The organism is Solitalea agri, from assembly GCF_023914155.1.
Taxonomy (GTDB): domain Bacteria; phylum Bacteroidota; class Bacteroidia; order Sphingobacteriales; family Sphingobacteriaceae; genus Solitalea; species Solitalea agri.
In genome coordinates this window covers 1-19,333 of record NZ_JAMWYS010000013.1, presented here as the reverse complement: position 1 = coordinate 19,333, position 19,333 = coordinate 1, and the positions used below count along the sequence as shown (strand labels likewise).

General features: G+C 38.1%; 14 protein-coding genes. 12 read left to right on the top strand and 2 right to left on the bottom strand.

The genetic code is table 11. From position 1 onward, the window contains the following. Window positions 1-133: 133 nt before the first annotated feature. From rpsA to NF867_RS03435, 10 genes are all read left to right on the top strand, one after another. Entirely contained in the window at window positions 134-2,062 is a 1,929-nt protein-coding gene (rpsA, locus tag NF867_RS03480; RefSeq protein ID WP_252586156.1) for a 30S ribosomal protein S1, read from the top strand. Between the two features lie 148 nt (window positions 2,063-2,210). Further along, complete coding sequence (gene pyrR, locus NF867_RS03475; RefSeq protein ID WP_252586155.1) at window positions 2,211-2,753, top strand: bifunctional pyr operon transcriptional regulator/uracil phosphoribosyltransferase PyrR; 543 nt, start codon at window positions 2,211-2,213, stop codon at window positions 2,751-2,753. Window positions 2,754-2,864: 111 nt separating this feature from the next. Then, a complete protein-coding gene (locus NF867_RS03470; RefSeq protein WP_252586154.1) occupies window positions 2,865-3,797 on the top strand; it encodes an aspartate carbamoyltransferase catalytic subunit in 933 nt (310 codons plus the stop codon). Between the two features lie 343 nt (window positions 3,798-4,140). After that, window positions 4,141-7,176: a tetratricopeptide repeat protein gene (locus NF867_RS03465; RefSeq protein ID WP_252586153.1), complete on the top strand. Its 3,036-nt coding sequence runs from the start codon at window positions 4,141-4,143 to the stop codon at window positions 7,174-7,176. Between the two features lie 8 nt (window positions 7,177-7,184). After that, window positions 7,185-8,840, top strand: coding sequence for a TonB-dependent receptor (locus NF867_RS03460; RefSeq protein WP_252586152.1), 1,656 nt, complete (start codon window positions 7,185-7,187; stop codon window positions 8,838-8,840). Window positions 8,841-8,843: 3 nt separating this feature from the next. Further along, window positions 8,844-9,434 (top strand): HU domain-containing protein, encoded by a 591-nt coding sequence (locus NF867_RS03455; protein WP_252586151.1) that lies wholly within the window; start codon window positions 8,844-8,846, stop codon window positions 9,432-9,434. 46 nt (window positions 9,435-9,480) lie between these two features. Continuing rightward, complete coding sequence (locus NF867_RS03450; protein ID WP_252586150.1) at window positions 9,481-10,197, top strand: MotA/TolQ/ExbB proton channel family protein; 717 nt, start codon at window positions 9,481-9,483, stop codon at window positions 10,195-10,197. Next, on the top strand, window positions 10,194-10,592 hold the full coding sequence (locus NF867_RS03445; RefSeq protein ID WP_252586149.1) for an ExbD/TolR family protein: 399 nt from the start codon (window positions 10,194-10,196) through the stop codon (window positions 10,590-10,592). Before NF867_RS03450 ends, NF867_RS03445 begins: the two co-directional genes overlap by 4 nt. A 3-nt stretch (window positions 10,593-10,595) precedes the next feature. Next, complete coding sequence (locus tag NF867_RS03440; RefSeq protein ID WP_252586148.1) at window positions 10,596-11,456, top strand: energy transducer TonB; 861 nt, start codon at window positions 10,596-10,598, stop codon at window positions 11,454-11,456. Between the two features lie 188 nt (window positions 11,457-11,644). Then, on the top strand, window positions 11,645-12,886 hold the full coding sequence (locus tag NF867_RS03435) for a bifunctional folylpolyglutamate synthase/dihydrofolate synthase (RefSeq protein ID WP_252586147.1): 1,242 nt from the start codon (window positions 11,645-11,647) through the stop codon (window positions 12,884-12,886). A gap of 51 nt (window positions 12,887-12,937) precedes the next feature. Here NF867_RS03435 and NF867_RS03430 read toward each other — a convergent pair whose 3' ends face one another. After that, complete coding sequence (locus NF867_RS03430) at window positions 12,938-13,126, bottom strand: cold-shock protein (RefSeq protein WP_103790263.1); 189 nt, start codon at window positions 13,124-13,126, stop codon at window positions 12,938-12,940. Between the two features lie 208 nt (window positions 13,127-13,334). Next, window positions 13,335-14,840 (bottom strand): APC family permease, encoded by a 1,506-nt coding sequence (locus NF867_RS03425; RefSeq protein ID WP_252586146.1) that lies wholly within the window; start codon window positions 14,838-14,840, stop codon window positions 13,335-13,337. 223 nt (window positions 14,841-15,063) lie between these two features. On the opposite strand from NF867_RS03425, the gene NF867_RS03420 reads away from it, so the two are divergent. Both NF867_RS03420 and NF867_RS03415 read left to right on the top strand, forming a co-directional pair. Further along, window positions 15,064-17,316 carry a sodium-translocating pyrophosphatase gene (locus NF867_RS03420; RefSeq protein ID WP_252586145.1) on the top strand — a complete coding sequence of 751 codons (2,253 nt, stop codon included), beginning with the start codon at window positions 15,064-15,066 and terminating at the stop codon, window positions 17,314-17,316. Between the two features lie 225 nt (window positions 17,317-17,541). Further along, window positions 17,542-19,242 (top strand): amino acid permease, encoded by a 1,701-nt coding sequence (locus NF867_RS03415; protein ID WP_252586144.1) that lies wholly within the window; start codon window positions 17,542-17,544, stop codon window positions 19,240-19,242. The last annotated feature ends 91 nt before the right edge of the window (window positions 19,243-19,333 follow it).

The following is a 19,333-nucleotide window of genomic DNA, read 5'->3' as shown; positions in this document are numbered from 1 at the left end:
AATAACTAGCCTATATTTCAATTCATCTTGCTATAACGTTCATTTTCAATTAAATAATTTTTCATTTATTTCAGAGAATATGTGTACTTTTGCGGTCCGCCAAAGGGCGGAAAAAGGAGACATGAAAAAATAAATGGCAAAAAAAGACAAAGAACAAGACGTTCTGGCAGCTGAATTAAAGACTGCTAATGTTGAGGGCGTAGAGAAAACTTCTCGCCGCGAACAAGTTGAATCTGAAGCAGATTCATTGTCTATTGAACAGATCAAATCAGCAAGCCTGACCCAAAACGCAGGTGATTTTGACTGGGATGGCAACAAAAAAGGTTTTGGAAACTACTCTAAAGCTGAGCGTGAAAAATTAGAGGCTCTTTACGAAGGCACTTTAAGCTCAGTTACTAAAGGAGAGATCGTTACTGGTAAAGTAGTATTGATCAACAACAAAGACGTGGTATTAAACATCGGTTTTAAATCTGATGGTTTAGTATCATTATCTGAATTCCGTGACACCCCTGATTTAAAAGTAGGCGATGACGTTGACGTTTTCGTTGAAAGCCAGGAAGATTCAAACGGTCAGTTAATCCTTTCTCGCAAACGCGCTAAAACCCAAAGATCTTGGGAAACTATCAATAAAGCGCTCGAAAACGACGAAATCATTAATGGTTTTGTTAAGAGCCGCACTAAAGGTGGTTTGATCGTTGATATCCAAGGTGTAGAAGCTTTCTTACCTGGTTCTCAAATCGATATCAAACCTATCCGCGACTACGATGTGTACGTTGGTAAAACAATGGAATTCAAAGTTGTTAAAATCAACCACGAATTCAAGAACGTTGTTGTATCTCACAAAGTACTTATCGAAGACGATCTTGAAAATCAAAAAATCGACATCATCTCTAAACTTGAAAAAGGTCAGGTACTTGAAGGTACTGTTAAAAACATCACCGCATTTGGTGTGTTCATCGACCTTGGCGGCGTAGATGGTCTATTACACATTACCGATATTTCATGGGGTCGTATCGATCACCCAGAAGAGGTATTGAAATTAGATCAGAAAATCAACGTTGTAGTTCTTGATTTCGATGATGACAAAAAACGTATTGCTTTAGGCTTGAAACAATTACAAGCTCATCCTTGGGAATCTTTAGCTACCGAAATTCAGGTTGGTTCTAAAGTAAAAGGTAAGATCGTTACTGTAGCTGACTACGGAGCATTCTTAGAAATCATCCCAGGTGTTGAAGGTTTGATCCACGTTTCTGAAATGTCATGGTCACAACACTTACGCAATCCTCAAGAATTCATGAAAGTGGGTGATGAGGTTGAAGCAGTTGTATTAACCTTAGACCGCGAAGAGCGTAAAATGTCATTAGGTGTTAAACAACTTACTCCAGATCCTTGGGTAGGTGTTGCTGATAAATACCCTGTTGGCAGCAAGCACAAAGCTACCGTTAAAAACATGACTAACTTCGGCGTGTTCGTTGAGTTAGAAGATGGTATCGACGGTTTAGTTCACATCTCTGACCTTTCTTGGTCTAAGAAAATCAACCACCCTCACGAATTCACTAAAGTTGGTGAAACTTTAGAAGTTGTAGTATTAGAGGTTGATGCTGAAAATCGCAAATTAAGCTTAGGTCACAAGCAATTAGAAGAGAACCCTTGGGATACATTCGAAACTATCTTCACGTTAGATTCAGTTCATCAAGGTACTATCATCAAAATGGCCGATAAAGGTGCTATCGTTGCTTTACCTTACGGTGTTGAAGGATTCGCTCCTACTAAACACTTAGTTAAAGAAGACGGTAAATCTTTAGGTGCTGAAGATACTTCTGAATTCTTGGTTATTGAGTTTAACAAAGACTCAAAACGTATCTTAGTTTCTCACTCACGTATTTGGGAAGAAGAAAAAGCCCAAGAGCGTGCGGTAGAAAGAGATACCAAGAAAAAAGAGGCTGGTGCTCAAGCTAAAGCTGTGAAAAAAGTAAAAGAATCAGTAGAGAGAACCACTTTAGGTGATCTTGATGTTCTTGCTGCTTTGAAAGAACAAATGGAAAATGACAAGAAAAAATAATCTTTAATTTTTCTGTTTAACATATTGAAAGCCTTCCGGAAACGGGAGGCTTTCTTCATTTAAATGCTTTTGTCGTCAAATTCCTTCTATCTTGTTCAATGTATTCTTCCATCATTTTTCTATATTTGTCAAATTTTAAACGCAATCAATGCTACACAAACCGTTGCTTAGCAGTCCAAAATTCGACCTTACCATCAAACGTCTTTGCTATCAGTTGATAGAGAATCATAATAATTTCTCAAACACGGCAATTATTGGCTTGCAGCCGAGAGGTATTTATTTAGCTAACCGGATTAAGGAAGAATTATCTAAAATTTTACCAAAAGCACATATTGATTGCGGCAACTTGGATATCACATTTTTCAGGGATGATTTTCGTCGCCGCGAATCACCTTTAGTTCCCAATGCTACCAATATCAACTTTATTATTGAAGGCAAAAAGGTTATCCTGGTTGACGACGTGCTTTTCACCGGAAGAACTATCAGAGCCGGTATGGATGCCATGCTTGCCTATGGAAGACCGAAAAAAATAGAACTTTTGGTTTTGGTCGACCGTCGTTTCTCTCGTGAAATTCCTATTGAGCCTGATTATATAGGAATCCAGGTTGATTCGATCGCATCACAAAACGTGCGGGTTTCATGGAAAGAAACTGAAGGAACTGATATAGTTGAATTGATTACCGGAAAATAAACAGGATTTTCTGTGCCTTTAAATACCGCAGAGACGCGAAGGTGCAGAAAAAACTTACACGTCTCTGCGCTTTGCAATAAAACCGAAGTAAAAAGACTCAAATTCTAAAACATGCAACAGCTCAGCACCCGACACTTACTTGGTATTAAAGACCTCACCGAAAATGATATCCAATTAATTCTCGAGACTGCCGACAATTTCAAAGAAGTGATTAACCGGCCAATTAAAAAGGTTCCTTCACTAAGAGACGTGACCATTGCCAATATTTTCTTTGAGAACTCTACTCGTACTAAACTTTCATTTGAATTAGCACAAAAACGCCTATCAGCGGATATTATCAACTTTGCGGCCTCCTCATCATCAGTGAGCAAAGGCGAAACCTTGATCGATACAGTTAATAATATTTTAGCCATGAAGGTTGATATGATCGTCATGCGCCATCCGTATGCTGGGGCTGGAATATTTCTTTCGAAACATATTAATGCACAAATAGTAAATGCGGGCGATGGAGCCCATGAGCACCCAACACAAGCTCTGTTAGATGCCTTTTCGATTCGTCAGAAATATGGCGATGTAGCCGGTAAAAAAGTGGTTATTGTTGGCGATATTTTACACTCACGCGTAGCCCTTTCAAATATTCTTTGCCTTCAAAAATTAGGCGCAGAAGTAATGGTGTGCGGTCCAACCACCCTAATGCCTCGTTACATTAAAGAACTAGGCGTAAAAGTAGAGCATAACTTGATTAAAGCGCTCAATTGGTGCGATGTTGCCAATATGTTGCGTATCCAACTTGAGCGTTTCGACATTAAATATTTCCCTTCTATCCGCGAATACTCGATGATGTATGGATTGAATAAGCAAATCCTCAACTCGCTTGATAAAGAAATTACCATTATGCACCCTGGACCAATTAACCGGGGAGTGGAGATTACATCTGATGTGGCCGATTCTAAACAATCGATCATCTTAGAACAAGTGGAAAATGGAGTGGCAGTGCGTATGGCAGTTATGTATTTATTGGCCAGCCAAAATCAATTAGCCTAATTAAGTCTTTTATCGATGTTGCTGTAGCTTCTACTCAAAAGTTGTGGAGTTAATGCCTCATTTTTGTACACGCTGTAGTATTTAAGAAAAAAGCGAACGTCAACGAACTTTGTTTTCTTGTGTAACTTTAGGCTTACACTCATCTTAATTATCCACACCTGTGAATAACTCCCCACTGTTTAACGTCGAGAATTGCAATAATTTTAGATTTTGAACATTTTATTCATAAAGTAAGGCGCAATCGCGGTTTCATTTACCAGCAAAAGCTAATAACTAGTACAAACTTTGCCTAAGGGGCAATCAAGATATACGATTAAATAAATTTAGATAAGGTTCATCAACAATGATTAAAAAATCAGGACTGTTAGCGTTAATAATCTCATTTTTTGCCGTTCACTTTTCATACGCACAGGCAACAGCTGAATATACTGTTAACGAAACTTACAGAAAAGCACTCGAACTTTTCGACACCCAGCGATATGCTTCCGCTAATGAATTATTTCGACAGGTTTACACGGATGCAAACTCTACATCCAACAGCAGTTACGACCCAAGCAAAAACACTACTTATAAGGTAAATGCAAAATACTATGCAGCTGTTTGTGCACTGGAGTTGAACAATAAAAACGCCGAAAGCGAACTCTTATCATTCATAAAAACTTATCCGGATAACCCGAAGTCGAAAACTGCGAAATTTCAAATCGGTAAAGTTTACTTTAAAAACGAGAGCTTTGCCGAGGCTTTAAACTGGTTCACACAGGTTGAAGAAATTGACCTGAACGAAACCGACCAAATAGAATACAATTTCAAATTAGGATACTGCTATTTTGTTGCGAAAGACTACAACAAAGCAAAAGCGCATTTTACGAAAGTAAAAGATGGCTACAATCGCTTTAGCGAAGATGCTACCTATTACTATGCTCACATTGCTTACATAAATAAGGATTATCCGACGGCTCTTACGCATCTGAATAAAATTAAAAATTCAGCGAAATACGCAGAGATCTATCAGTTTTACACTGCGCAAATTTTCCTGATCAATGGAAAGTATAATGATGTAATTTCTTTTACTGAACCAATTATTAATAAGGGAAGTTCGAAATACAAGCCTCAATTGCATAAAATTTTAGGTGCTGCTTATTTCAATAAAAAGAACTACCCGATTGCTCAACGTAATTTTGATATTTATCTGGAGAACTCAGCAGCAACTGCTGATCAAACAACTCAGGATACTTACCAAATTGGTTATACTTATTTCCAAAACAAAGAATATGATAAAGCCATCGGTCAGCTTGAAAAATTAATTGATGCTGATGATGTATACGGTCAGTATGGAATGCTTACCCTAGGCAATGCTTTTTTGGCAAAACAGAATAAGTTGAATGCTCGTGCAGCATTTCAAAGGGGAGCTAAACTCACCTATGATGAGGGTGTTCGGGAAGATTGTTTACTGAACTATGCTAAACTGGCATATGAAACCAACTTTTCTCAGCAAGGCTTATTAGCCGCTAAGGAATTCGTGAGCAAATACCCACGTTCTAAAAATATAGATGAAGCGAAAACCCTTTTAGGAGAAATTTTGCTATCATCTAAAAACTATAAAGAAGCGCTTGAAACCCTTGAAAGCGTTAAAAAACGCAAGGAAAACACTGACTTATTGTACCAAAAGGTAGCTTATTACCGTGGAGCTGAAGTTTTCAATGCACGTGATTTTGCCTATGCGGAAGAGTTGTTCGACAAATCATTGAACAACCCAGTTGATGGAAAAATTGAGATGCAGGCCTTATACTGGAAAGCAGAGTCGTTATTTGAATTGCAACGTTATGACGAAGCCATTAATACCTACGATGACTTTTTAAGCTATCCGGGTGTTGCAGGTTTACCAATTTATAAGTTCGCTTATTACAATTTGGGTTATGCTTATTTCCAACGAGAAAACTATGCAAAAGCAGCCGATTATTTTGATCGTTACGTAAATAGCGCCAATGCTGATAAAAAAATGGCAATGGACGCAACACTACGCATTGGCGACTGCAACTTCGTTGCGAAGAGCTATGATAAAGCCTTAACACAATATAATAAAGTGATCATTGCCGGAGCAGCCGGAGCTGACTATGCTATTTTCCAAAAAGCAATGATCCAGGGTGTGCAGAACAAATTGAATGACAAGGTTTATTCACTTAAATCACTGCAAGAGCTATATCCTAGTTCTTCATACATTGATGATGGAATCTACGAATCGGCTTATGCTAGTTTCGTATTAAACAACTTTGACCAGGCAAAAACTGGCTTTAATGATCTTATTCATCGCTTCCCTAATAGTAGCTACGTCCCTAAGGCCATGCTTAACTTAGGGTTAATATATTTTAATACCGAAGATGATAACAACGCTTTAATAGCCTACAAAGCGGTGGTGGCTAAATATCCAAACACGCCTGAGTCAAAAGAAGCTGTTTTAGCCATTAAAAATATTTACGTAGATAAAGGTAATGCCGGTGAGTTTTTAACTTACGCTAAAAACACCCCAGGGGCAGCAATAAGTGCCAGTGCCCAAGATTCGATTAGCTTTGAAGCGGCCAACAACTTGTTCCTAAAAGGTAAATGTGATGAAAGCATTCCGGCTTTTACGGCTTATATCGATGAGTTTTCGAATGGTTATTTTATCAACGACGCACATTTCAGCCGGGCTGAATGTTTAATGAAACAAAAACGCGCAGAAGATGCTTTGGCCGACTACCAATATCTTTCAGCAAAAACCAATAATAAATACACCGAAAAGGCTTTATTCAACACTTCTAAGATCTATTTAGACAAAAAGGATTATCAAGCGGCCAAACCATATTTAAAACGCCTGGAAAGTGCCGATTTTAAGGCCAATTACGGATATGCAATTGTTGGTTTAATGAGAGTAAGTAACCAGGAAGAAAATAATGATTCAACGCTTTATTATGCCAATAAAGTAATTGGTTTCGATAAAATGCCATTAGAAGAGATTAATTCCGCTTATCTATTCTCAGCAAAAGCTTATTTAGCTAAAGGAGATACAACAATAGCTGTTAAATCATTAGGAAATGTTTCTTCGAGTACCAAATCGGTTAACGCTGCTGAAGCCAAATACCTAACAGCGCTTATTCAGTATAATAAGGGACAGTTCAAACAGTCGCAAAAAAGCTGCTTCGAGGTGATCGACAACCTTTCAAACCATGACTATTGGGTTGCAAAAAGTTTCTTATTGCTTTCTGACAACTATTATAAACAAGGTGATAATTTTCAGGCGAAAAGCACCTTGCAAAGTATAATCGATAATTATGAAGGCAACGATGATATAATTCCTTCGGCAAAAGAAAAATTAGCATTGATTAACCGTTCAGGTAAATAACAGCGATCATGAAATTTCAACATAATTTATATTATATAGTATTAGGCACCCTCCTGTTTGCCAGTTCAAATAGCTTTGCACAAAAAAAATTGGAGGAGGAAATTGATGTTGTTCGTCCGTATAAACCAGTGTTAGGTGATGCGATTAAAATTCGCAAAAACCCTGATTTTAATGATGAAAACACAACAAAACCTGTTCTGCAGTATACGCAGTTCGACAGGCAGTTCACCCAAAACACCAATACTTCTAAAGTAAATGCACAGCAATTACCATCAGAAGGCAATGCCATATTACCATTGTTTAATGCCAGATTAGGAGGTGGCAATAACTCTGCAATTTTAGGCGAGTTCTTCTTTAACAGTGCTCAATCACCAACAGAACATTACGGCTTTTACTATCAGGCATACACAGCTAAGGGTGAAATTGAAAATCAAAATTACTCACGTAACAATGTTGGTCTTTTTGGAAAATTCATTAACGAATCGTTTACCACTACAGGCAGCCTGAATTATAAGCAAAACAATAATTACTATTATGGATACGATCATTCACAGGTATCGTACGATAAAAGTGATGTTTTGCACAAGCTAAATAACTTTAACGGAGAAGTTGAACTTGCAAGCAATATCGATCCGGTAAAAACCTTGACCTATGCAGTTAAACTGGGTGGTTATGCGTTTTCTGACAATTATTCAGCTAAAGAAAACAATGTTTACCTAAACACCTTGTTGGGAAATGATTTTGGCAACTTTGGAGGTCATGTAGCATTAAATCTTGACATGAATAATTATCAGGATGCTGCTAAGTTCAAGAATCATTTTTTCAGGTTAAACCCTTATGTAACACTAAGTAAGGAACGCCTGCAAAGCAAACTAGGACTGAACTTTGTGTCGAACTTTGGAGATAATAGTTCATTTAAAATTTATCCAAATATTTATGCCGAATACCAGGCAATTGATAAGTATTTAAGCTTTTTCGGAGGTTTGAATGGCGATCTTCAAAAAAACACTTTGAAAGACCTTTCTGTAAAAAATCCGTTTTTAGGCAACGACATTGTACTCAAAAACTCTAACGAGCGTTTGAAAGTTTTCGCCGGTTTAAAAGGTACTATTATTACTGGTCTTGGCTTTAAAGTGCAGTTTACATCGAGCAGCATTGATAGTTTGCCGTTCTTCGTCAATAAGCTATTGCCGTCAACAGGTTCCGAGGTAAATATTTCGGAACGATATAATGTGGTTTATTCTGGCAAGAAAAGTAATATGACAACTCTTTCTGCAAACCTTGAGTATGCCGCTTCAGAAAGATTGCGTTTAGGCATGGACATATTAACTAACAGCTATGATTTAAATGGTGTGGATAAACCCTGGTTAACACCTAACTACCGTGTAACCTTATCTGGTACTTACCAAGCTATGAAAGACCTGTCGTTTACAGCTGATTTGTTTAATGTTGGCAAACAATACGCACTTATTGACCCATCGGTAAATTCATATCAAACACTAAGTGGTTATACCGATTTAAACCTTGGGATGAACTATCGTTTTCACAAAAACTTCGGCGCATTTGCCAACATCAACAATATTTTAGGTAAAAAATATGATCTATACCTAAATTATCCGAGTTATGGCTTTAATTTTATTGCCGGAATTAGTGTAACCTTCTAAAGAATGATCGACGTAAATAAATATATAATCCAACTACTTGAACGAAACAATGAAGTAACCATACCGGGAATAGGTGGTTTTTACCTTAGCCGTACGGAAACGAACTATGACAATGATAATGGAACGTTTTATCCAAGAACTGTTTCGGTTACGTTTAATCCATTCCGTTTATCAGATGATGGATTGCTTAGAGATAAGATTGCATCAGCCGAAAATATGGAAAAACATATGGCTGAATATGAAGTGCAAAAGTTCATCATAAAAATTAAGCAAGGCTTAAGCCGACATAACCGAATTGACTTAGAGGGCATTGGCACATTAATGGTTGACGAAATGGCCAACATTAAGTTTATTAGCAACGATAATTTTGTATTAAACAAAGCCAATATTGGACTAAGCCAAGTTGTTTCAAAGCCGATGGAACCACATAAAGGGGCCTACGCTGTTGAAAAGAAAATTTCCTTTGCTGAAAATACAAAACAGGAAAAAAGCGTTTGGAAATGGCTGCTGATTTCTTTGGCTATCATCATCATCATTTCCCTGGGATTGCTGCTTGGCCTTCAGTATTACTATTACTCCCTGAAAGCTGAATAGAAATTTAAAAAACGATTAATTACTTATTTAAAGACTTAAAACATATATGTTTTTATTACAAATTACCGATACTGCACAACGGGTAGCCGATACCGTAAACAACCTACCGATCAATTCGGTTCAAAAGCCAGAAAGTCTTAGTTTAATAGACCTGATGTTCAAAGGCGGATGGGTTATGATACCATTGGCAATTTTGTTATTCCTTGCCTTATTCATCTTTTTTGAACGCTATTTTACCATCAGAAAAGCTAATAAATCTGAATCATCGTTAATGATGCAGATTCGCCAATACATTATTACCGGTAATTTAGATGCTGCAATCAGCGTTTGTAAAAACAGCAATACTCCTATTGGACGTATGTTGCAAAAAGGACTTGCCCGTATTGGCAAGCCGATCAAAGAGATTGAAGGTTCCATTGAAAACGTTGGTAAACTGGAAGTTTCGAAACTTGAAAAGAATATTAACATTTTAGGAATTATTGCCGGAATTGCTCCAATGTTGGGTTTCGTGGGAACCATTTCGGGGGTAATCACCATCTTTTATAGTATTTCTCAAGCTGGCGAAATTAATATTGGTTTAGTATCGGGTGGTTTATATCAAAAGATGATCACCTCGGCAACTGGTCTTATCATTGGTATTTTCGCCTATATCGGGCATCATATTTTAACCATGATGGTAGACCGAGTGATTTTACGCATGGAAACCGACGCTATAGATTTTATTGACTTGCTAGAAGAACCAACAACAACAACATTACGATGAATTTAAGACGAAGACATAAGATTGGAGCAGAAGTTAACACCTCGTCATTAAACGATATTATGTTCTTCTTGCTACTGTTTTTCCTGTTGGCATCAACATTGGTTGCACCGCATGTAATTAAAGTAACTTTGCCAAAAGCGGCTACAGGACAAACCGTTCCCAAAAAGAACCTGAATGTTTCGGTAACCAAAACCGGTGAATATTTTATCGATAAAACGCCGGTAAACGAGGCTCAACTTGAAGAAACACTAAAAAGTTATCAAGGTAAAGCCGAAGAGGTAACCGTAATTATCAGCGCCGATTCTGCGGCTCAGGTTCAGCCGTTTGTAAATGTAATGGATATTGCCAGCCGATATAAGTTAAAACTGGTGGTGGCAGCCCAGAAAAAGGATTAGTCTGTGGAATCAATCTATAGAAAAGAAGAGAAAAATTCAGGCAGGGCCTTTTTGGTAACCACATCAATTTATGTGGTATTCTTGCTGATTTGCTTTTTGGTAAAGATTACCAACCCCTATACACCTCAACAAGAAGAAGGTGAAGGAGGAATTGTGGTTAACTACGGAACTTCCGATGTTGGTATGGGCTCAGATTATACCAGCATGGACGAACCTTCTATTTCACCCAACGCCAACAATAAGCCACAAACCGAAAAAGTTGAAGACATTGCTCCAACAAAGCCTACAGTTTCTAATGAAAACACCGATGCGTTAGTTACACAGGATAATGAAGACGCTCCTGAAGTAAAAACTTCGGCCAACAAAGTAGTAAAAACTGAAACTAAGCAACCAGTAAATACTCCAAAATCACCAACGGAAACTGCAAAAGAGCAAACGCCAAAAGTCAATCAAAATGCCTTGTACAAAGGTAAAAAGACACAAAGCGGAACTGGAGGCGGTGATGGAACAGGTACCGAACCAGGCAACCAAGGAAAAATTAACGGAGATCCTAATTCTACTAACTATAACGGAACCGGTAGTGGCACAGGAGGTATAGCCTTGAACCTGGCCGGACGTAAATTTTTAAGTCGCCCTAGCATTGAAGATAATGGACAACAAGAAGGTCGTATAGCTGTTGAGATTATTGTAGACAGGGACGGAAATATTACCAGTGCGAAGGCTGGTGCCCGTGGAACTACCATTTCGAATGTTGCCCTTTGGAAAAAATGTGAAAAAGCGGTACTGCAATGCAAATTGAATGCTATCAACTCAGGACCAGACACACAAGTTGGTTTGGTGGTGATTACATTCAGATTAGAATAACTTCCAACACGGATTGCACGAATTAAAACTAATTGCACTAATTTAATTCGTGTAATTCGACTATAAATTAAAGCACGAATTGATCTAATCATACAAATCCAATTCGTGCAATTCATGTGACAATTAGTGTTTTTAATTCCGTGTCAACCTATCAACAAATCTTAGATTATCTGTTCAGCCGTTTACCCATGTTTCATCGCATCGGCGATAAAGCGTATAAGGCTGATTTGAACAATATAAAAGCGCTTTGCGAAGTATTAGGCAATCCGCATGAACAGTTAACTACCATCCACATTGCAGGCACAAATGGCAAAGGTTCAACTTCACACATGTTAGCGGCGATACTGCAAGAAGCCGGTTACAAAACAGGACTCTACACCTCCCCCCACCTTCGTGATTTTCGTGAACGCATTCGAATTAACGGAGGGATGATTCCAGAGCAGGAAGTGATCAACTTTGTGGATGCTCAAAAAGCCACGTTTGATCAAGTTGAGCCGTCTTTTTTCGAAATGGGTGTAGCCCTGGCTTTTGATTATTTCGTGAAAGAGCAGGTAGACATAGCTGTAATTGAAACAGGTTTAGGTGGCCGCCTGGATTCAACCAATATCATCACACCTGTATTATCTGTCATTACCAACATCAGCTTTGACCACACAGCCATTTTAGGTGATACAATTGAAGCCATCGCTTTTGAAAAAGCGGGTATCATTAAAAAGAATGTACCTGTGGTTATTGGTCAGCTTCAGAAAAAAGCGGGAGAAGTATTTTTGGGAAAGGCTAAGGAGATGAATGCTCCTATTTCTTTTGCTTCTGAAAACTGGATTATTGAACATCAAACTAAAACTTCACATACCTGGAAGTTAAATATCAAAAATGCTTCAGAAAAAGAATACCATCAGCTTCAACTCGATCTAACGGGAAACTATCAGCTAAAAAATATAAAAACAGTTCTCGAATCTGTTGAGCTCTTAAGGTCATCCAATTTCAATATTAGCGATGAGCATGTTTATGCGGCATTAAAACAGGTGAAAAAATTAACCGGGCTTTTAGGAAGGTGGCATTTACTGGGTGAAAATCCGTTAATCATTAGTGATACAGGACACAATGTTGACGGAATTACTCAAGTTGTGGAACAAATTAACGAAACTCCTTTCAATCAGTTACATATAGTTTTTGGCATGGTGAAAGATAAAGATATCAGTCATGTGCTAGAGTTAATGCCTAAAAACGCAACCTACTATTTCTGCAAAGCAGATATTCCACGTGGCATGGACGCCAAAGAATTACAACAACTAGCAAATAGCCATGGATTAAACGGGGATGTTTATGCATCGGTTATTGAAGCACTAAATACTGCAAAAGCCAATGCCACAAGTGATGATTTAATATTTGTAGGCGGAAGCACATTTGTTGTTGCAGAGGTTGTATAAAACAAAAAAGCCGGTTAATAACCGGCTTTTGCAAAAAGTAATTAAAATATCTTAAGCAATCTTTACATTCACTGCATTTAATCCTTTTTTTCCTTGAGCAACTTCGAAGGTTACATTGTCGTTTTCACGAACTTTGTCGATAAGACCTGTTACGTGAACAAAAATTTCCTGACCTTCATTAGTTTTAATGAATCCAAAACCTTTTGACTCATTAAAGAATTTTACTTTTCCTGTTTTCATTATAATTATTAAAAAATGAGCAATCCATTTAGAATGATCGATAAAAGAAACATGGCATTCTTGCACTTACAGGAAAAGTCATTACTCTTCATTCATTCATTCAAAGGAATCTAAGTTAAGGTTATTTTTTAATTGAGCAAAACTTAATCAATTTCTCTCAAAAAAGTTATAAACACCTATAAATCAACCTTGTTTATCTTAATAATCCTCAACTCTTATTCTGTTGCAAGTTTTTTCCCGAGTTTAAGATAAAATAAACCGGAATACCTATAAGAACAATTCCCAGGCCAATTAAGCTCGTAGTTGATTTAACGATCAATAAATCGATACAAATGGCCATTGCCAGTATAATATACAATGCCGGAACGATTGGAAAACCGAATGCTTTGTATGGACGCTCAGCATTAGGTTGTGTTTTACGAAGGATAAAAATCCCACCGATGGTCAAAGAATAAAATATCAACACCGCAAAAATCACATAATCTAGCAGCTCATTATATTTTCCAGAAAAACACAAAACAGAAGCCCAAATACCTTGTATAATTAATCCGTAAGCAGGAACACCTTTGTTGTTCAAGTTTTCAGCTTTTTTCAGAAACAGTCCGTCCTTAGCCATTGCATAATACAAACGAGCCCCAGCCATAATTAAACCATTATTACAACCAAAAGTCGAGATCATAATCAAAACGGCCATAATGACTACTGCTGCCCCTCCAAAAATGATTTCGGCACCTGCCGTTGCAACACGATCATTGGTAGCGAACATTATTCCTCTCGCAAGAACATCACTTCCTGCAGGGTTACCATTTACCGGCAATAAAGATAAATAAGCAATATTGGCCAAAATATACAAAACGGTAACAATCAGAGTTCCAAAGAATAAACTTAGTGGAATGTTTCTTTTAGGCTCTTTTACTTCGCCTGCAGTGTAGGTAATATTATTCCAGGCATCTGATGAAAATAACGAACCAACCAAAGCTCCACCAATAGCGCCAATTAGTGCCCAGCCTGAAAGCTTTATCACATCTAATGTATTTACGTTAGCCGTAGTTTTAAAAGGCGCTGCAAAAAAATTAGAAAAATTCTGGTGAAAAGCGTTCGAATTCCATCCAATGTAAACTCCTAAAACAATCAGACCCAACAACGAAACAATCTTAGCGACAGTAAAAATCCCCTGGATAATTTTGGCATTCTTAACGCCGTAAAGATTGATAATGGTTAGCAAAGCAATTAAAGCAACTCCTAAAAACTGCTGACTTGAAAACGCTATCGGACCTAAATTAAACAAAGGATCGGCGTTGATCAATTGAGGTAATAAAACACCTGTGTACTTTGCAAAGGCAATAGCCACAGCGGCAATAGTTCCGGTTTGAATAACCATAAAGGTTGTCCAGCCGTACAGAAAACCTACAAACTTATTATAGGCTTCACGCAAATAAACATACTGTCCACCAGCCTTAGGCATCATGCCGGCAAGCTCCCCATAACTTAATGCAGCCATTAAGGTAATGGCACCTGTTAATAACCAAACGAAAAGTATCCAGAAAGGAGAACCCAATAAACGGGCTATATCGCTGGTTACAATAAAAATACCTGAGCCAATCATCGATCCTACCACGATCATGGTCGAATCAAATAATCCCAGTTCTCGTTTCATTTCAGAATGTTCTGTACTCAAATTTTGGTGATTTTGATGAGTAATTGTTTGCTCCATACAATGTTTTGGGTTTAAGTTAAAGAAACAAGGTAGCCTTTTATGCTGAAAAAAGGATGTACTATCACACTCTTAACGAAGCAAAACTTAGCCATGTCCATGCTTTTGTATCTGCTAATAACTAATTTTTTATTTTAAAAACACGCAGATTCATCAAATTTTATTTGACTATTCCATTCATCAAAACTATTTTAGGCGATCCGAAAAAATCTAACTAATTATTATGTCTTTTTTTCAAGAAAATCTCATTTACATTATCCCACTTTTTGGAGTGGTAGCCTTATTGGTTACAGCTATAAAAGCATCGTGGGTTTCAAAACAAGATGCAGGCGACAAGAACATGGTTGAACTTGCCGGGTATATTGCCGACGGAGCCATGGCCTTTTTAAAAGCCGAATGGAAAGTGCTTAGTTACTATGTAATTCTTGCAGCCATTTTATTAGGTTGGTCGGGTACACTACCGAATGTACATTCACATTGGCTCATTGCGGTAGCTTTTATTATTGGAGCTGTATTATCGGCAACAGCCGGCTACATCGGAATGAAAATAGCCACTAAAGCGAACGTTCGTACTACACAAGCTGCTCGTACCAGCTTAGCTCAAGCTTTAAAAGTATCATTTACCGGAGGAAGTGTAATGGGACTCGGTGTTTCCGGATTAGCCGTTTTAGGATTAGGTGGTTTATTCATCGTGTTTTATAAAATCTTTGTTCCGGCCGGAGCCGCAATTACAGGACAAGAAATGCGTACTGCCATTGAGGTATTAACCGGATTTTCATTGGGATCTGAATCTATTGCCCTATTTGCTCGTGTTGGTGGAGGTATTTATACCAAAGCAGCCGATGTAGGTGCTGACCTTGTAGGTAAAGTTGAAGCAGGAATACCGGAGGATGATGTGCGTAACCCTGCTACTATTGCCGATAACGTGGGTGATAACGTAGGAGACGTTGCCGGTATGGGCGCCGATCTATTTGGCTCTTATGTAGCTACTATTCTGGCTACCATGGTTTTAGGACAAGAAATTGATTCGAAAGATAACTTCGGAGGTTTAGCACCTATATTATTACCAATGCTAATTGCTGGTTTGGGATTAATATTCTCTATTGTAAGTATGGTGTTTGTTCGCATTAAAGATGAACATTCAAGTGTGCAAGGAGCCTTAAACATGGGTAACTGGTCGTCGGTAATATTAACTGCCATAGCTTCGTTCTTTGCAGTTAAATATTTATTACCTGAAACCATGTCACTTCGTGGGATTGAATTTAGCGCCACCAATGTTTATTTGGCAATTATAGTAGGTTTAATAGTAGGTGCTTTGATGAGCATAATTACGGAATACTATACCGCCATGGGTAAAGGTCCGGTAAATTCAATTGTACAGCAATCATCAACCGGTCATGCCACAAATATTATCGGCGGATTGGCGGTTGGTATGCAGTCAACTGTATTACCGATCATTGTTTTAGCTGCCGGTATTTTTGGTTCCTTTCATTTTGCAGGACTATATGGGGTGGCAATTGCCGCCGCAGGTATGATGGCTACCACAGCAATGCAATTAGCGATTGATGCATTCGGACCAATTGCTGATAATGCTGGGGGAATTGCTGAAATGAGTGGCTTACCTAAAGAAGTGCGTGAGCGCACCGATAATTTAGATGCTGTTGGTAATACCACTGCGGCAACAGGTAAAGGATTTGCCATTGCATCAGCAGCTTTAACCTCATTAGCATTATTTGCCGCATTCGTAGGTGTAGCGGGAATTAGCAGTATTGATATTTATAAAGCCGACGTTTTAGCCGGGTTGTTTATTGGTGGAATGATTCCATTCATTTTCTCATCATTGGCCATCGCTGCGGTAGGTCGTGCTGCTATGGCAATGGTACAAGAGGTTCGTCGCCAGTTCCGCGAAATTCCAGGCATTATGGAATATAAGGCTAAACCTGAATATGAAAAATGTGTGGCTATATCAACGCAAGCATCCATCCGTGAAATGATCTTACCTGGGGCTATCGCTTTGATCGTTCCACTTATTATCGGATTCACTTTTGGCCCTGAGGTTTTGGGAGGAACGCTAGCGGGTGTTACTGTATCAGGCGTATTAATGGGAATGTTCCAATCAAATGCAGGTGGAGCATGGGATAATGCTAAAAAGTCTTTTGAAAAAGGAGTTGTCATCAACGGAGAAACTTTTTATAAAGGATCAGAACCGCATAAAGCATCCGTAACGGGCGATACAGTTGGAGATCCTTTCAAAGATACATCAGGCCCATCAATGAACATTTTGATTAAACTAATGTCGATTGTTTCATTAGTAATTGCACCACATATTGCTGTAAAATCAGATAATCACACAGGCATGTTAATGCAAGAAAAAGCAAAATGCTGTGTAGAACATAAAGGAAGTAACAAATGTGTTAGCTCTGCAGGATCAAGCAGAAGTGAGTTATTAAACAAATCTTGCTGCCAGAAGAAATAACTATTTGTAAATAAAACAATTAAAAGCAAGCCTAATCGGCTTGCTTTTCTTTTTATATAACTTTACTTATATGATAATTTTCACCTAGTAACAAATAAAAATTGGCGTTTAAATTAACTGCTGATAATTTCATTTAACAAGATTATATTTCATAAAATTTAATTAGGTTTGAAAAATTAACCATTCAATAGTTATATACAGAACCTTACTCGGAAATTATCAATCATGAATTTCAGAAAACCATTAGAGTCATTAATTAAAGAATCTGAAGCAGTAGGCGAACACTCACTCAAGAGAACTTTAACTAGTTATCACCTTGTAGCATTAGGCATCGGAGCCATTATTGGAGCAGGCTTGTTTTCAATAACCGGTGGAGCGGCCGCTAATAACGCGGGACCTGCAATTACCATTTCATTTATTATTGCAGCTGTTGGTTGTGCATTCGCAGGCTTATGCTACGCTGAATTTGCATCCATGATTCCTGTTGCCGGTAGTGCGTACACTTATTCCTATGCTACCCTCGGAGAGTTCATTGCATGGGTAATAGGCTGGGACTTGGTATTAGAATATGCCGTAGGAGCAGCAACGGTTTCGATTAGCTGGAGCAGGTACTTGGTTAAGTTCCTCGATTATTATAATATTCATCTGCCCGCCCAAATGACCATGTCTCCATTCGACACAGCAACTTTGGCCGACGGTTCAGTTATATCTGGAGTAGTAAACTTGCCTGCAGTATTTATCATTGTGGTAATGTCATTAGTGCTTATCAAAGGAACAAAAGAATCTGCATTCATAAATGGTATTATCGTAGCATTAAAAGTTGCCGTTGTGTTAATATTCATTGCATTAGGATGGGCTTATATCAAAACCGAAAACTACGTTCCTTATATACCACAAAATACCGGTACATTTGGTGCATTTGGTTTTAGTGGTATTGTTCGTGCAGCCGCAATTGTATTCTTTGCCTACATAGGTTTTGATGCGGTTTCAACTGCAGCACAAGAGGCTAAGAATCCTAAAAAAGATATGCCTATCGGTATCCTGGTTTCTTTATTAATTTGTACAGTTCTGTACATACTCTTTGCTCATGTAATGACAGGTGTAACAAACTTCACTTCATTCAAAGGTCAGGATGGCATTGCTCCAGTTGCTGTGGCAATTGACCATATGGGCTCTGTTGGAGCAAATGGAAAAATTACCCCTGCATTCCCATGGTTAAATCAAACCATTATTCTGGCAATTCTTGCAGGCTATGCATCAGTAATCCTGGTGATGTTAATGGGACAATCACGCGTATTCTTCTCCATGAGTAAAGATGGTTTATTACCAAAAGTATTTTCAGATGTAAACGCTAAATTCCGTACACCAGCTAAAAGCAATTTATTATTTATGCTTTTCGTGAGTTTATTTGCAGCTTTCGTTCCTGCTCGTGTGGTTGGAGAAATGACCAGTATCGGAACTTTATTTGCATTTATCCTGGTTTGTATCGGCATTATTGTTATGCGAGTTAAAATGCCTGATGCACCACGTGCATTTAAAACACCGCTTGTTCCTTTAGTGCCAATCTTGGGCGTTGCAACTTGCTTATTTATGATGGTATTTCTTCCATTAGACACATGGATTCGTTTAATCGTCTGGATGATCATCGGAGTTACGGTTTATCTTGCATATGGCATGAAAAACAGCTTGCTATCAGACAACAAGAAGGAAACTTTATTAAACAGTAATAAAACAGTCTCTTTAGTTGGCTTAGGACTTTCGATTTTATTAATCATTGTGGCAATTGCGCATCATGCATATGCTGAAACCGATGATTCAGTAATTTATCTATTCTCTTTGATTTTTGCGGCAGTAAATGTTTTGTTCTACTTATATCGGGCATATGGCTTTAAACCAACGCCAAAACAAATAGAAGTGAACTCTTAATTTTTGCACCAACATACAGGAGAGGCTGTCTCAAAAGGACGGCCTCTTTCTATTTTCAGGGGTTATCAACAAGTTAAAGCAGGATTTGTTG

Coding starts and splice junctions, on each gene's coding strand:
- rpsA (WP_252586156.1), top strand. CDS start 134: ATGGCAAAAAAAGACAAAGAACAAGACGTTCTGGCAGCTGAATTAAAG.
- NF867_RS03430 (WP_103790263.1), bottom strand. CDS start 13,126: ATGAAAACAGGAAAAGTAAAATTCTTTAATGAGTCAAAAGGTTTTGGA.
- pyrR (WP_252586155.1), top strand. CDS start 2,211: ATGCTACACAAACCGTTGCTTAGCAGTCCAAAATTCGACCTTACCATC.
- NF867_RS03435 (WP_252586147.1), top strand. CDS start 11,645: ATGTTTCATCGCATCGGCGATAAAGCGTATAAGGCTGATTTGAACAAT.
- NF867_RS03460 (WP_252586152.1), top strand. CDS start 7,185: ATGAAATTTCAACATAATTTATATTATATAGTATTAGGCACCCTCCTG.
- NF867_RS03415 (WP_252586144.1), top strand. CDS start 17,542: ATGAATTTCAGAAAACCATTAGAGTCATTAATTAAAGAATCTGAAGCA.
- NF867_RS03445 (WP_252586149.1), top strand. CDS start 10,194: ATGAATTTAAGACGAAGACATAAGATTGGAGCAGAAGTTAACACCTCG.
- NF867_RS03425 (WP_252586146.1), bottom strand. CDS start 14,840: ATGGAGCAAACAATTACTCATCAAAATCACCAAAATTTGAGTACAGAA.
- NF867_RS03470 (WP_252586154.1), top strand. CDS start 2,865: ATGCAACAGCTCAGCACCCGACACTTACTTGGTATTAAAGACCTCACC.
- NF867_RS03420 (WP_252586145.1), top strand. CDS start 15,064: ATGTCTTTTTTTCAAGAAAATCTCATTTACATTATCCCACTTTTTGGA.
- NF867_RS03450 (WP_252586150.1), top strand. CDS start 9,481: ATGTTTTTATTACAAATTACCGATACTGCACAACGGGTAGCCGATACC.
- NF867_RS03455 (WP_252586151.1), top strand. CDS start 8,844: ATGATCGACGTAAATAAATATATAATCCAACTACTTGAACGAAACAAT.
- NF867_RS03465 (WP_252586153.1), top strand. CDS start 4,141: ATGATTAAAAAATCAGGACTGTTAGCGTTAATAATCTCATTTTTTGCC.